11 protein-coding genes, 1 tRNA gene and 7 pseudogenes are annotated in these 14,174 nt (G+C 35.8%); 7 read left to right on the forward strand and 12 right to left on the reverse strand.

Annotated elements, in window-relative coordinates:
* The first annotated feature begins 9 nt into the window (after positions 1–9).
* On the forward strand, positions 10–603 hold the full coding sequence (gene pdxH, locus ABWU71_RS00950; RefSeq protein ID WP_353284851.1) for a pyridoxamine 5'-phosphate oxidase: 594 nt from the start codon (positions 10–12) through the stop codon (positions 601–603).
* Between the two features lie 3 nt (positions 604–606).
* On the opposite strand, the gene ABWU71_RS00955 is transcribed toward pdxH, so the two are convergent.
* Positions 607–683, reverse strand: a tRNA-Met gene (locus tag ABWU71_RS00955).
* 68 nt (positions 684–751) lie between these two features.
* Here ABWU71_RS00955 and ABWU71_RS00960 point away from each other — a divergent pair.
* The 4 genes and pseudogenes from ABWU71_RS00960 to ABWU71_RS00975 all read left to right on the forward strand — a co-directional run.
* A complete protein-coding gene (locus tag ABWU71_RS00960; protein WP_353284571.1) occupies positions 752–2,968 on the forward strand; it encodes a ComEC/Rec2 family competence protein in 2,217 nt (738 codons plus the stop codon).
* Positions 2,969–3,003: 35 nt separating this feature from the next.
* Positions 3,004–4,890: a hypothetical protein gene (locus tag ABWU71_RS00965; RefSeq protein ID WP_353284572.1), complete on the forward strand. Its 1,887-nt coding sequence runs from the start codon at positions 3,004–3,006 to the stop codon at positions 4,888–4,890.
* Entirely contained in the window at positions 4,881–5,846 is a 966-nt protein-coding gene (locus tag ABWU71_RS00970) for an RluA family pseudouridine synthase (RefSeq protein ID WP_353284852.1), read from the forward strand. Before ABWU71_RS00965 ends, ABWU71_RS00970 begins: the two co-directional genes overlap by 10 nt.
* A gap of 116 nt (positions 5,847–5,962) precedes the next feature.
* Positions 5,963–6,268, forward strand: a pseudogene (locus ABWU71_RS00975) (IS630 transposase-related protein); the annotation flags it as partial.
* 68 nt (positions 6,269–6,336) lie between these two features.
* On the opposite strand, the pseudogene ABWU71_RS00980 reads toward ABWU71_RS00975, so the two are convergent.
* Positions 6,337–6,822, reverse strand: a pseudogene (locus ABWU71_RS00980) (IS630 family transposase); the annotation flags it as partial.
* 59 nt (positions 6,823–6,881) lie between these two features.
* Here ABWU71_RS00980 and ABWU71_RS00985 point away from each other — a divergent pair.
* Positions 6,882–7,674 (forward strand): IS5 family transposase gene (locus tag ABWU71_RS00985; protein ID WP_265023453.1). Its coding sequence is split into 2 segments (ribosomal slippage): positions 6,882–7,145 and positions 7,147–7,674, totalling 792 coding nucleotides; the frame shifts between segments, so codons are not numbered across the junction.
* 5 nt (positions 7,675–7,679) lie between these two features.
* Here the strand turns inward: ABWU71_RS00985 and ABWU71_RS00990 are convergent.
* From ABWU71_RS00990 to ABWU71_RS01020, 7 genes and pseudogenes are all read right to left on the reverse strand, one after another.
* Positions 7,680–8,062: pseudogene (locus tag ABWU71_RS00990) on the reverse strand (IS630 transposase-related protein); the annotation flags it as partial.
* A gap of 63 nt (positions 8,063–8,125) precedes the next feature.
* Positions 8,126–8,344 (reverse strand): annotated as a pseudogene (locus ABWU71_RS00995) (phage portal protein); the annotation flags it as partial.
* A gap of 102 nt (positions 8,345–8,446) precedes the next feature.
* Positions 8,447–8,644 carry a type II toxin-antitoxin system RelE family toxin gene (locus ABWU71_RS01000; protein WP_353284573.1) on the reverse strand — a complete coding sequence of 66 codons (198 nt, stop codon included), beginning with the start codon at positions 8,642–8,644 and terminating at the stop codon, positions 8,447–8,449.
* A 74-nt stretch (positions 8,645–8,718) separates the two neighbouring features.
* Positions 8,719–8,979 carry a hypothetical protein gene (locus ABWU71_RS01005; protein ID WP_353284853.1) on the reverse strand — a complete coding sequence of 87 codons (261 nt, stop codon included), beginning with the start codon at positions 8,977–8,979 and terminating at the stop codon, positions 8,719–8,721.
* Positions 8,980–9,019: 40 nt separating this feature from the next.
* Positions 9,020–9,253 carry a gpW family head-tail joining protein gene (locus ABWU71_RS01010; RefSeq protein ID WP_353284854.1) on the reverse strand — a complete coding sequence of 78 codons (234 nt, stop codon included), beginning with the start codon at positions 9,251–9,253 and terminating at the stop codon, positions 9,020–9,022.
* A 1-nt stretch (position 9,254) separates the two neighbouring features.
* A pseudogene (locus ABWU71_RS01015) lies at positions 9,255–9,743 on the reverse strand (terminase gpA endonuclease subunit); the annotation flags it as partial.
* Between the two features lie 7 nt (positions 9,744–9,750).
* A protein-coding gene (locus ABWU71_RS01020; RefSeq protein ID WP_353284574.1) for an IS5 family transposase occupies positions 9,751–10,543 on the reverse strand; the annotation gives its coding sequence in 2 pieces (ribosomal slippage) (positions 9,751–10,278 and positions 10,280–10,543; 792 coding nt in all).
* A 55-nt stretch (positions 10,544–10,598) separates the two neighbouring features.
* On the opposite strand from ABWU71_RS01020, the pseudogene ABWU71_RS01025 reads away from it, so the two are divergent.
* A pseudogene (locus tag ABWU71_RS01025) lies at positions 10,599–11,054 on the forward strand (IS5 family transposase); the annotation flags it as partial.
* Here ABWU71_RS01025 and recA read toward each other — a convergent pair.
* From recA to ABWU71_RS01040, 3 genes and pseudogenes are all read right to left on the reverse strand, one after another.
* Positions 11,052–11,757, reverse strand: a pseudogene (recA, locus tag ABWU71_RS01030) (recombinase RecA); the annotation flags it as partial. The pseudogenes ABWU71_RS01025 and recA sit on opposite strands and share 3 nt — an antisense overlap.
* A gap of 461 nt (positions 11,758–12,218) precedes the next feature.
* Positions 12,219–13,523: a bifunctional folylpolyglutamate synthase/dihydrofolate synthase gene (locus ABWU71_RS01035; RefSeq protein WP_353284575.1), complete on the reverse strand. Its 1,305-nt coding sequence runs from the start codon at positions 13,521–13,523 to the stop codon at positions 12,219–12,221.
* Complete coding sequence (locus tag ABWU71_RS01040; RefSeq protein ID WP_353284576.1) at positions 13,520–14,110, reverse strand: phospholipid-binding protein MlaC; 591 nt, start codon at positions 14,108–14,110, stop codon at positions 13,520–13,522. Before ABWU71_RS01040 ends, ABWU71_RS01035 begins: the two co-directional genes overlap by 4 nt.
* Positions 14,111–14,174 lie beyond the last annotated feature (64 nt).

Consider the following 14,174-nt stretch of genomic DNA (forward strand, 5'->3'; position numbering starts at 1 on the left):
TTTTTTGATATGACATTTTCACCTGAAAAAGATCCATTTGATTTGTTTTCAAAGTGGTACAAAGCAGTACTTAATTCTCCGTGTAAACAACCAACTGCAATGACGCTAGCAACTTGTAGCAAAGACTGTATTCCATCTGCAAGAGTAGTATTACTAAAGGAATACAGCAAAGAAGGTTTTGTGTTTTTCACTAACGTAAACAGTAAAAAAGGGAAAGAATTGACTGAGAACCCCAAAGCTGCGTTAGTGTTTCATTGGATAGAATTTGCTAGGCAAGTGCGAATTGAAGGAGAGGTTAAACTCCTAAACAGTAAAAAAGCTGATGAATATTTCTCTTCTCGAGCACGTGATAGTCAAATTAGCGCATGGTGCTCAAAACAATCGAGCATTCTGAAAGATTGGCAAGATTTTGAGCAAGCTATAAAATTGAAGGAAAAAGAATTTCACAATACACAAGTTTCTCGTCCTGACTTTTGGGTGGGATTTTGCGTAATCCCAAAAGTAATTGAATCTTGGCAAGAAGGTGAATATAGGAAGCATATTAGATTTAGATACACCCTTGTTGAGGGAAGCGATTGGAAAATAGAACAACTATATCCTTAAAAATGGTTGCGGGAGTAGGATTTGAACCTACGACCTTCAGGTTATGAGCCTGACGAGCTACCGAGCTGCTCCATCCCGCGTCGTTGCTTATTTAGTTATTATATATACAATAATAGAAAATAAAAGAATAAAATTGCGTCACAGTCACATGTCGATATGTTTACTAACTTTCTTTGACATAATAGTTAGTTATATACGTCATAACCTACGTAATGAAAAATATAACTTGATACTGTGGGTTCCTGTTTTTCAGTGTGTAGGGATTTTAACCTATTTTTCCCTAAGTTTTGAACCAAGCTGCATATCTATTTTTCTTTTGCTTTTACCCACACTAATTTTGATTGCAATATTATACAAAAAGTACGCGATATTATGCATTGCTTTGATTGCAGTGCTCATAGGATTTACAGCTAGTAAATTAAGAACAGCTTTAGTTGATACTCAAATTCTTGATAAAGAGAGATATGTAAAAGATATCGTTGCCACAGTGAAGGATATTAACGACAGGGGCTCATATAAACAATTTCTGCTTTCTGTTGAAAAATCCCCTACTATCTCAAAATCCTCTCCTGTCATCCCAGCGCCCTCTTCTGTCATCCCAGCACCCTCTTCTGTCATCCCAGTGCCCCCTTTTGTCATCCCAGTGCTTGATACTGGGATCCAGAAAAAAAAGATATGGATTTCAGCGTCACGCGCTGGAATGACACCGGATAGAGCTCTAGATAACATCAGAATATCAGTTAGAACCAAAGTGGAAAAAGGCATTAAAATAGGCGATCAAGTAAAATTATCAGCAAAACTCTTCCCTCTAAAGATTGCGCCCTCGGAGTATGCATACGATTTTGCAAGAATAGCATATTACCAGAAAATAAGTGCAACAGGCTTTGCAACAAGCAAAATAGCCCTGCATAAAAAGGCTGAAGCAAGGAAATTTCAAGAATATATAGAATCTTTCCGTCAATACATTTATGAAAACCTGCAGCAAAATATCAAAAAACCACATGCGGATATAATCTCTGCATTACTGATCGGTAAAAAAGATGGCATAGATCAAAAAACTATGGACGCGATACGAGATTCAGGTATAGCACATTTGTTTGCCATATCTGGTTTGCATTTATCATTCGTTGCTGGTCTGTTTTTTGTAGTGTTTCGTAATTTATTCGCAATATCTGAAACTTTGACTCTTAAGTATAACACCAAGAAAATATCTGCATTTCTTACTATCTTGCCAACCACGTTTTATTTGTTGATTACCGGTATGCAAATTTCTGCTCAGCGTGCCTACATCATGGTGATTTTAGTACTCGTTGCAATAATGATAGAGAGAAAATATCGAGGGTTAATAGCAATTGCGTTTGCTGCTTCAGTGATACTCTCAGTAGAACCAGAAGCAATTTTAAAGCCAGGCTTTCAGATGTCATTTTCTGCTGTTTTGGCACTGGTTGCCAGTTATCAAATTAATGCTAATAAATTGTTCAAAATAAAAATCATGAAATATTTTGTATCGATAATGACCAGCTCAGTAATAGCAAGTTTAGCAACTGTTCCGTATACGATATACAATTTTAATTATTTTTCAATTAGTGGCATTATCACAAATTTAGTTGCTATACCAATAGTTACATTAATTATTATTCCACTTGGAATAATTTATGTTTTGTTGATTCCTTTAGGTATTGAATGGATTATAGCGCCATTTATAGAGCGCCCAATTGACAGTATTTTGTATATTACAAACGCAATCGCTAGTCTTCAGTATTTGGTTATTCCCATTCGTACTTTTCCTGCATCATCAATTATTATAATAACACTTGGTTTATTGTGGCTGTGCTTGTGGGAAAGAAATTGGCGTTTCTTCGGAATTTTCTTTATTGTGCTGGGTATTTGTTTTAGTGCCACATATAAAACTCCTAATATTTTAGTGAGTAGCGACAATATTGCTGTAAAAGAAAGTGATAACTTACTATATTCTCTCACCAGAAAAAATAGGAACTTTGTTGTCAAAACATGGGCGAAGCAAAATGGGCAGAATCAAATTTTGAATCATAAAAAATACAATAACTCAGATAAAAGGCTAAAGTGTGACGATTATGGCTGTATATATAATAAAGGAAATAATAAGTCAGTGTTGCTAGCTTATAAAAAAGAAAATATTCTAGAAAATTGTGATAAAGTTGATTTAATAATTCAATTAAGTGAATTCGACTATTCAGTTTGTAATACTAAAACTATCAAATATGCCAATCTAAAAACATATGGCACACATTCAATTTGGTTAACAAATCGTTACATAAAGATTAATAAAGTGCGCTCCAATAGGCCTTGGCATAAGTTAAAAAGCTTGATTTTAAAGTGTTATTAATATATAATTAATTAAATTGAAATGTAAGGAAATTTGTGACTGAAAGTACTAAAGAAGACTCTCGTAATTTTAAGATAGATCACGATGTAACTCAGCTAAACAACGTCATTAGGTACCCCACTCAATTGTGGCGTGCAGCAAAAAAATATTCTGTAAATAATACCCTACCCATAGCAGCTGTGAATACTTGGCTTCAATTTTCTTTAGCCTATGTTGCTGCAGTCATGATAACTGATAGTGATGTAAGTTTCATCACAAGCATTCTTAATTCACGAATAGTGCCAGCCTATGTTTATGCTTCTATTATTTTTGGGGTGATTCTTGTAGCATCTCTTGCTATAAAACATATGAACAGGCAAGAGATAAAAGATGAGAAATCAAAAGATGGTGATAGCCCAATAGATGAAAAGATTAGAGGTGGAAAAAGTGATGAAATAAATGAGATCGCTCAAAATGCATTAACAATAGAAATTGTTCCTGATTTGGTCGATAAAAAGCAAGGTTTTTCAATAGTTTTACCAATCTCTAAAAAACAGGGAGAAATATTAGAAAACAAAAGACAAGAGAATAGGAATAAAGTTATTTTTCTTACTGTGCCATATGTGCTAAGTGGTCTAATTGTAGTTGGTGCATTGATACAAAATAAATTTAGTTTTGCCAATGTTCAGGGTTGGGCAGAATGGGGTTTCATTGCATTCGTGAGTGCTATTTTCATCGCTGGAGTATGTATAGCACTAAGTAAGTTAAAAAATAATGAAGTAAGTAACGCACATAATATCGTTAAAAAATTTAACAATGTGGATATTCTACTCCCATTCAGAAGTGGTACGATTGTATCGGTAATGGAGAATAAATTTGAAAGTAAAGAGGAAAATGATCCTATATCTCGATTGATAAAACTACTTGATACGCATTTAACTAATTTCACAGATAAGATTGTTGACTCATTTGACAAGCACTTAGATGAAGTAAAAAATTCACTTGGTAAAGAATTTTTGGAGCTTGCGAATGCTAACATCGAGAAAACGCTTGATGGCATAGGAAGTAATATAGAAACTTTTTTTAATAATTTAGAAGAAAGCATAAAAAAAGATGTAGATGAAGTTAAGAAAAAGGCTAACAGCGAAATCGCTAAATGCTCACAAGATATCAGTAAAAGTATAGATGAGTCATTGAAAGAAATACGTACTGATGTAAAAGAAAAACTTAACCAGGTTAAACTTGGAAAAGCAGCAAGTTGGTTTTGTACGCTTTCTCCTCCTGCAAATAATATAAAACCTGGTAATACTGAGGGCACTTATAATGATAATAATCATGATAGCTCTTCAGAGAGTGCTGACAGAAATGTGTATCTTGATTCTTTGGGCTTGACTCAGGAAGATAGAGAAAGAATAAATAGAGCAATACATGATGAAGTTCAAAAAGCACTTCAGTCAATGCAAACACAACTTACAGAATTGCAAAATTCAACGCAAAATAGTAGGACTAATGGCAGTCGCGATAATGATAGAAGGAATGATAACGCTGACTCATTAGAAAACACAGTGGCAGAACAACGTAAAAAAGTTAGAGATTTGGAATCACAAAAAGAAAGCCGCAGATTAGCAAAGAAACAAAAAAAATTAGAACAAGAGTCTTCTGAGCAGAAAGAAACAGATGAATGGGAAGAAAAAATCAACGGCAAACCAAGTGAATTTTTATATTATTTATTAGAATCTATTAAGCTGGAAGAAAAAGATAATAAGGTTGAGGCAACATTACGAAATTTTGATAATAAAGTTACAATTCACTGGAAAGATGGCTTTCAAACAACTTGCCATACTAAAAAACAAGGTGATCTACAAATTGAGTCTAGTGCAACAATGTTTACAGACCCAAATGTTCAAGCAGCATGGGAAATGGCGCGGGGTAAATCACTATAGATCACTCAGTAATAACCTTAAGTGTTAATAATGATAAAGAGAAATTAAGGCTAGATATCTACGTAGCTGAAAAGTGCAACATATCACGCAGCAAAGCTCAAAGATTGATACAAAATGAGCAGGTGAAATTACTTGGCACACCGATAATTAATAATGACCACATAGTAAAACCAGGTGAAGAGTATGTAGTACATTTCGTTCAACCTGACATATCCACATCAATCGAGCCTAATTATGACATAAAACTTGATATCGTCTATGAAGATGAGGACATTATAGTTCTGAGTAAACAAAGTGGATTAACAGTGCACCCAGGTGCTGGTACAAACAATGATACGCTTTTGAACGCAGTTATCGCTTACCTTGATGTAAGACCAGGAATTGTTCATAGACTCGATAAAGATACCAGTGGACTAATGGTAATTGCAAAAAATGAAGAAGCCCATGGTTTTTTGTCTGAATTGTTATCAAATCGTAAAATAAAGCGAGAATATTTAGCAGTAGTTTGGGGAGCATTATCTTCCCAGCAGGGAACTATAGAAACTAACATTGCTCCCAAACGCGGTAATAAAGAAATGATGTGTGTTACAAAAACAACCGGAAAATTAGCAATCACTCACTATTTGGTGCAGAAAATTATAGGACAAGTAAGCTTAGTCAAATGTGTTCTAGAGACAGGTAGAACACACCAAATTCGAGTCCACATGAGCCACATAGGACATTCCATAGTTGGTGACCAGGTTTATGGAAAAAATAGTAGTAAAAGCACAAAATATGCTAAAAACTCTAATTTCATTCGTAATTTCAACAGACAAGCACTACATGCTTATACACTGGGCTTATACCACCCAAAAAGTAAGGAATACATGGAATTTGTCTCTGATTTACCGCAAGATATAAAAACTTTAATTGGTGAGTTTGAAAATATACCTGAGAAAGGTTTACCTGATTTTTGAAGTATAAAATCAACTTATTGGTTTTGAAATTAAGATTTACTGCAACTACAATTATAGCTCTTTTCATAGAAGTCCGGATGTGATAAGATAAGAATAGACGATGATAAGGAGGTTGAGTGCCAGCAGCATATAGTTATGACTTAAGGAAAAAAGCAATGGAAGCGCTAGAGGAGGGAGGAAGCAGAGAAACAGTGGCAGCAAGATTTAAAATTGGACGAACTACTTTATGGGAGTGGCAGCAAAGAAGAAAAGAAACAGGAGACTTTCAATCAAAAAAACTTGGAAATGGAGGTTACAATCACAAAATTACCGACTGGGATGCCTTTGCTAAATTTGCCAGAGAAAACGGAGGAAAGACTCTGTCGGAAATGGCTAAACTTTGGGGCAACGTTAGTATCCAAACGATCCACCGAGCTCTCAGAACCTGTACATGATCTCAAGAAAGGAATAAACTAAGAGATATAGCATTTCTCATAATAGTCCGAACAGGTCATAGGAAGGCAGAATCAACAGCACGACGAAAGGATTCGAATAGAGGAATGTTTTTCCTAGCTCTGTTTTTTATAGCAAACCAATGATGCTCAATTTTGTTGAAATCTGGAGAATACGGCGGCAGATACAAAATTTCTGCACCAACTCCTCTAGCAAGCTCGATAATCTTACCAGACTTATGAAAAGTAGCATTGTCAAGAATGACAGTCTGTCCAGGTTCCAAGATCGGTGTCAAAAATTGCTCAAACCATCCATTAAAAACATCCATATTACAGTGGCCTTCAAAGGTTAATGGAGCAACTATCTTTCTTCTACTTAAGGCTGCAACCATACTGATTCGTTGAGTTTTCTTTCCAGATTTTAGGCCATAAAACCGCTGTCCTTTCTGGCAATACCCATATGGATAGTCCTCTGTGTTATCAATGCCAGACTCATCTATATAAACTAAGTTTTCTGGTTCTTTTGTTGCTATAATTTTTAAGAACCTGTACATGATCTCAAGAAAGGAATAAACTAAGAGATAATATATATAAGTTAGGATATATGAGGAGTTTATACCCAAGTGATATAAGTCGGGAAAGATTTGAGATTATGTTACCAGATCTAGAGTCCTGTAGAAAAAAAACAAAACCAAGAAAACTTGATTTGTATGATGTATTTTGTGGAGTGTTATACGTTCTGAAAAGCGGTTGTCAGTGGAGAATGCTACCAAAAGAGTTTCCAAAATGGCGCAATTGTTACGACTATTTTAAGAAGTGGAGTGAAAAACCAGATGCAGATAAAGAAAGTGTTCTGGAGCTGGTGTTAAAAAAAAATAGTTGGCGTGGTCCGACAAAACAATGGTCGGAAAGAAAAAACCAGCTTCTGCATAATTGATGCACAGAGTGTAAAAAATGCAGATACTGCTGAAGAAAAAGGCTATGATGCAGGCAAAAAGATTTCAGGAATAAAACGCCATATTGCAGTAGATACGCAAGGTTTGCCCCATGCAATTTATATAACAACAGCAGAGATAACTGACCGTAGCAGTGCTGTGAGAATGGTCGAAAATGCAAAAGAAAACCTCTCGGGAGTTAAAAATGTACTGGTTGATGCAGGCTATACTGGAGAGAATTTTGCAACTCAAATAAAAACGATTATTGGTGCAACCGTTGAAGTGATAAAAAGAAATGAATTACATTCCTTTGTTGTATTGCCCAAAAGATGGGTTGTGGAGCGATCTTTTGCTTGGTTAGAAAAATGTAGAAGATTGTGGAAAAATTGTGAGCGAAAACTCAATACTAGCCTACAAATGGTCGTTCTGGCTTTCACTGCCTTACTTCTGAAAAGATTATGAACAGGCTCTAAGAATTCAGCACGTTTTTCTTCGTTTCTTTCCTTGTATCCATATGTCTTTTTTTGCGCGTAAATCCAATTTTTCTGAGAGCTCGGTGGATCGTTTGGATACTAACGTTGCCCCAAAGTTTAGCCATTTCCGACAGAGTCTTTCCTCCGTTTTCTCTGGCAAATTTAGCAAAGGCATCCCAGTCGGTAATTTTGTGATTGTAACCTCCATTTCCAAGTTTTTTTGATTGAAAGTCTCCTGTTTCTTTTCTTCTCTGCTGCCACTCCCATAAAGTAGTTCGTCCAATTTTAAATCTTGCTGCCACTGTTTCTCTGCTTCCTCCCTCCTCTAGCGCTTCCATTGCTTTTTTCCTTAAGTCATAACTATATGCTGCTGGCACTCAACCTCCTTATCATCGTCTATCCTTATCTTATCACATCCGGACTTCTATGAAAAGAGCTATACTTACTATCGTATCAATTATATTTGCAGCGTAAGGATTTTTTCTTACCATGTCATGTGATCTACTACGTAAGTGCTCAAGGCTGTGAGAGAGTAAGCTATTTATACTACTTTTCTCCGGTTGCCAATACATTACCCTTCTTCCTGAGCCTGACGCATCCCATGCAGAACTTTTGATCTTTGGTTTATTAAATAATTGCTTGAATGATTTTAATAACATTTTGCCTCTTTGATTATGCAACAAGTTGTTGCACAATTTGACATTGAAAAATTATAGCAAGTTGCTAGAGAATTTGGTCAACAGATTGTATGTAGAGAGTCATTACTCTGGACTACGTTTATAAATTTCTTTTCGATGTCCTATTGCTGCAATTTTGACCATGTGCTCTGAGTTATCTATTAAGTATATGACTCGATAATCGCCAACACGCAACCTAAAGTAGCCTACCCATTTATGCGATAAAGCCTCACCCACTTTATCAGGAATAATTGTGAGACGTTTTTCTATAGCTTTTTGCACCCTTAACCGTATTGTTTTCGGAAGAGAAGGAAGATCTTCGGTATCTACACCTTCTAAATAACCAATTTGGTAAATTATCCCCACTTGATATCTTCATGTCTAATTATTTTTGCTCCAGGAACATTACGTTTATCAGCAAGTTCAAGTAGAGCTATTTCTCCTTCATCCATTTCGTCACCTTCAGATAGTTTACTTACCTCAAGTTCTTCTTCTACTAGATCTTTTACAATTTCTTCAATAGTTCTATTTTGAACTTTTGCCATTTCTGTAAGGTACTGAGCAAATTCCCCCTCAAAATTTACATTAACATTAAGCCTTCCTTGACTTTGATCCATATTATTCACTGTAAGATATCAACTCTAAACTATAACATTTTTACATAATTTTGTCAATCCCCTTACTCGTTGAAAAAACAATCTTTCTCTTTTGCTTTATACCTGCAATTTTCAATTCAGCCTTAATACGTTGCCGTAGATTCAGCAAGTCATTTATCTGAACTTCAGCATATCTCACAACATGGTCACCATATGCAATTGATACTACTCTTTCGCCACTCTGAAGCTTTTGAATTGCTTGTTCAACCTGAAACAAATACTCTTCGTTATACATTTCACTTCTCATTCAACCATTGGCTTTGCCTTACTTTTTTAGGCTTTTTACTTTCCATTTTTCCACTCAAACTATTCCATTTACTCTCTGGCCATCTGTCTATTCCCAGTGCTATCGATGCTGCTCTCGCGTAAATTCGGCAATCTAGTACTTCATTTCTTTCTCTTACCTTTTGCCACTCTTGTTTTGTGTATCCTTTTACTACCTTGCTGACTAATTGCTCTGCCGTTAGCTGCTTAAAATATTCAGGTGCATACTCCGGAAAATGGCAGTACCCTGGAGGTGTTTCTTCACCTTCTTTTAAAATATTAAGCAATTGAAAAAGCTCTGACTTTAATATCGATACTCCTACTGGCCAGAGCTTTATTCCTCTTTTTAGCTTTTGCCCTCCAACTGTTATATCTACTCTACTTGGGCTGCTAAGTGGTACTAGCGCTTTGTTTACACCTTTGACTGCCATTACTCTTCCAGATCCTTGATGACCTCTTAGAGCCTGTTCATAATCTTTTCAGAAGTAAGGCAGTGAAAGCCAGAACGACCATTTGTAGGCTAGTATTGAGTTTTCGCTCACAATTTTTCCACAATCTTCTACATTTTTTTAACCAAGCAAAAGATCGCTCCACAACCCATCTTTTGGGCAATACAACAAAGGAATGTAATTCATTTCTTTTTATCACTTCAACGGTTGCACCAATAATCGTTTTTATTTGAGTTGCAAAATTCTCTCCAGTATAGCCTGCATCAACCAGTACATTTTTAACTCCCGAGAGGTTTTCTTTTGCATTTTCGACCATTCTCACAGCACTGCTACGGTCAGTTATCTCTGCTGTTGTTATATAAATTGCATGGGGCAAACCTTGCGTATCTACTGCAATATGGCGTTTTATTCCTGAAATCTTTTTGCCTGCATCATAGCCTTTTTCTTCAGCAGTATCTGCATTTTTTACACTCTGTGCATCAATTATGCAGAAGCTGGTTTTTTCTTTCCGACCATTGTTTTGTCGGACCACGCCAACTATTTTTTTTTAACACCAGCTCCAGAACACTTTCTTTATCTGCATCTGGTTTTTCACTCCACTTCTTAAAATAGTCGTAACAATTGCGCCATTTTGGAAACTCTTTTGGTAGCATTCTCCACTGACAACCGCTTTTCAGAACGTATAACACTCCACAAAATACATCATACAAATCAAGTTTTCTTGGTTTTGTTTTTTTTCTACAGGACTCTAGATCTGGTAACATAATCTCAAATCTTTCCCGACTTATATCACTTGGGTATAAACTCCTCATATATCCTAACTTATATATATTATCTCTTAGTTTATTCCTTTCTTGAGATCATGTACAGGTTCTAAAAAATGCAGATACTGCTGAAGAAAAAGGCTATGATGCAGGCAAAAAGATTTCAGGAATAAAACGCCATATTGCAGTAGATACGCAAGGTTTGCCCCATGCAATTTATATAACAACAGCAGAGATAACTGACCGTAGCAGTGCTGTGAGAATGGTCGAAAATGCAAAAGAAAACCTCTCGGGAGTTAAAAATGTACTGGTTGATGCAGGCTATACTGGAGAGAATTTTGCAACTCAAATAAAAACGATTATTGGTGCAACCGTTGAAGTGATAAAAAGAAATGAATTACATTCCTTTATTGTATTGCCCAAAAGATGGGTTGTGGAGCGATCTTTTGCTTGGTTAGAAAAATGTAGAAGATTGTGGAAAAATTGTGAGCGAAAACTCAATACTAGCCTACAAATGGTCGTTCTGGCTTTCACTGCCTTACTTCTGAAAAGATTATGAACAGGCTCTTATATCAAGCCTTACAGAAGTATAGAATTTTAATGCATTTCCACCCGTGGTAGTTTCAGGATTTCCATACACTACTCCTATTTTCGTACGAATTTGATTAATAAATATCAATATACAGTTCGCTTTTGAAACAGCAGAGGTTAGCTTTCGTAGCCCGTGACTTAGAAGCCTTGCTTGCAGCCCCATGTGCTGATCACCCATATCACCCTCAATTTCAGCTCTTGGAGTTAACGCTGCAACAGAGTCAATAACTATCACGTCAACCGCGCCAGAACACACTAAATACTCAACAATATGCAACGCCTGCTCTCCAGTGTCTGGTTGTGAAATCACTAAATCATCAGTGCTTACCCCAAGTTTACGAGCATATAAGACATCCAATGCATGTTCTGCATCGATAAATGCGCATGATCCTCCTTTTTTTTTGTGCTTCAGCAATCACATGCAAGGCAAGAGTGGTTTTACCAGAACTCTCGGGACCAAATATTTCAATTATAAGCCCTTTTGGCAGACCTCCAACACCTAGAGCCGAATCAAGCGCAATTGATCCTGTGGATATTGTGTCTATTTTTTCTACAGGGTTTTGCTTCAACTTCATTATTGCACCTTTACCGAATGCTTTTTCAATCTGGCTTATTGCGTTATCTAGCGCTTTTTGTTTATCACTATTTCTTTCTTCTGGGTTACTTGCCATAGATCATTTATTAATTTATATAATTCTCTGTGATAATCAAACGCGAATAACCTGCCAAGGTTTTTCTAGTATTTATGTATTATTTCAATGAAAAATATTAACGTTTTCATAAAGCAGATATTTGTTTGCCTTCGTTAGTAACACACTATACTTTAGTGTACGAACGTTGCAATTTGCAGCATAGCAGGTGGTGTCATCCAAGTAGCCAACACTGAAATGACTAAATTCGAAATGGCTACATGAATTTATTGTAAATTACTACTGTATAAGGTGCGATGCAACAAAGCCATTCCAGTGTCAGCTACTTGAATGACACCTCTTGGATGGGTCAGCTACTCAGATCTGCCATGAAAACTGCAACCCTAAATGTTGGAGCACTGTCGTACACTAAGCGCTGTAACGACAATTTTAGTCGCTTCATACAGTACTATAAAGTTATTTCCCCATCGGTCAGTTAATGCTCACATATCATAAAAGTTAGTATTCTCCATACTCAAATCTCTCGCTAGAAATAATGAGCCACAGATTAGTATGGTTTTGACATTTTGGATAGAGGCTTTTAATATGTGATTTGATATTGCATCGCCAATTGATTCACATTCAACTGCTTTTATTCCTATGTTATTGGCTTTTTCCCTAATCAAATTTGTATTTGTTGCTTTAGGTTCAGACTTAACACAAACCGCACATAGTAGCTTAATATATGGCTTTAAGTGCTCTAAGAACTCTTCCACATTTCTGTTACGAGTAACACCAAAAACCACATAAATACCTTCAGCAAAATTATCTTTTACCCACTGAGATAGCACTCTAGCACCGTCATTATTGTGCGCACCATCTAAAAATAATTGCCAATCTTTCGGTAGTAGGGAAATTAAATTACCTTCTTTTATAGACTCTAGCCGTGCAGGCCAATAAGTGCACTGTAAACCTGAAGTGATATCCTCTTCTCCAATATCAAATTCATACTTTCCACTCAAAATGCTACATGCTGCAATAGCATTGCCTGCATTAATCACCTGATGATCACCCTTTAAAGATGGCAAAGAAAATTCTATTGATTGAATAGCTGATTGAAAGACCATCCTATTACCTTGTTTTTCACAATTCCATTCAAGGCCTCCTCTATACAGAGGAGATTTCCTATTTATTGCATGGAATTCTAGTGTGTTCATTATAGACTTTTTTTGTGGTGCTATTACACAAGGAATATTAGGTTTCATTATTCCAGCCTTTTCACCTGCTATGGTCTCTACAGTAGGGCCAAGATATTCTGTATGATCAAGGGCAATGGAAGTAATGATTGTTAAAATCGGACTATCTATAACATTTGTTGCATCAAGCCTTCCACCCATACCCACTTCAACTAAAGTTATATCGGCTTTATGACGAGAAAAAGCTAAAAAAGCTGCAATAGTTGCAGCTTCAAACAAAGTGATAGGCTGCTTTGCAATTACGGCACGGCATTCTTCTAACAAGCTATATAATTCATTATCATCGATATAACTGCCTGCAATAACTATTCTTTCATTAAAATTCACCAAATGTGGAGAAGTGTATGCATGGACCTTATACCCTGCTGCCTGCATTATATATCTTATAAATGCTAGTGTTGAGCCTTTCCCGTTAGTTCCAGCTATATGAATTACGGGAGGCACTTTTTTCTCGGGATTATCTAGTTTACTAAGAAAGCTTCTTATGCGATCAAGAGAAAAATCATTCGGCCTGCTACCAAGTGGCTTAGGCCAATGAGGCATATATATCATGGATTGTTATTGCATTTTAATTCAGCTATAACGCTTGCTATGCCATGCGTGTCGATTTTTTCACTAAATTGAGAACGTTGATTAATAGCAATACTTATTCCACTCATTACAACATCACTTATCAAGAAAGAACTGTGATTTTTAGTAACTTTGAAATCAATATTTGTAAATTCTTCATCACCGTAAGAAAATCTTGTACCAATTAAGCAAGTTTCATCATCAACTGCTTTTGTACTCATTATGATCATTTCACTATCATGCATGTATTTATATAAAATTTTAACGCACAAATGCGTAAGATACACTTCATACTCTCTTAAAAAATCTTCTTTTTCTTTTTGTTTAACTAAAGCCCAATGTTTTCCTATAACGAATTGCGATATTCCTTTGAGGTTAACATTGTTTTGAATGACCTCCTGAAGCTTTTTTCGCACACATTCCCGGTTTTTTTTATTCTCCTTTGTAGATATACCATCCACTTGTTGCTTCATAGTATGCACAAAAATTTTGTGATCTGTACAATTAGTGTAAGCACTTGAGGAAGTTACAATAAAAACAATAATGGTTAAAACTTTAGTAATGTTCATAAGATATATTTATTAGCTATGATACTTAGAATGCAAAGTTTAATAAAGATTAAATAATGATCGC

Source organism: Wolbachia endosymbiont (group A) of Lasioglossum fulvicorne, assembly GCF_964028605.1.
In the GTDB taxonomy this organism is placed as follows: domain Bacteria; phylum Pseudomonadota; class Alphaproteobacteria; order Rickettsiales; family Anaplasmataceae; genus Wolbachia.

Excerpts from the sequence above, each read along its gene's own strand:
- ABWU71_RS01040 (WP_353284576.1), bottom strand. The coding sequence starts at position 14,110 with ATGAACATTACTAAAGTTTTAACCATTATTGTTTTTATTGTAACTTCC.
- ABWU71_RS00960 (WP_353284571.1), top strand. The coding sequence starts at position 752 with ATGTCGATATGTTTACTAACTTTCTTTGACATAATAGTTAGTTATATA.
- ABWU71_RS01010 (WP_353284854.1), bottom strand. The coding sequence starts at position 9,253 with ATGTATAACGAAGAGTATTTGTTTCAGGTTGAACAAGCAATTCAAAAG.
- ABWU71_RS01035 (WP_353284575.1), bottom strand. The coding sequence starts at position 13,523 with ATGATATATATGCCTCATTGGCCTAAGCCACTTGGTAGCAGGCCGAAT.
- pdxH (WP_353284851.1), top strand. The coding sequence starts at position 10 with ATGACATTTTCACCTGAAAAAGATCCATTTGATTTGTTTTCAAAGTGG.
- ABWU71_RS01005 (WP_353284853.1), bottom strand. The coding sequence starts at position 8,979 with ATGGATCAAAGTCAAGGAAGGCTTAATGTTAATGTAAATTTTGAGGGG.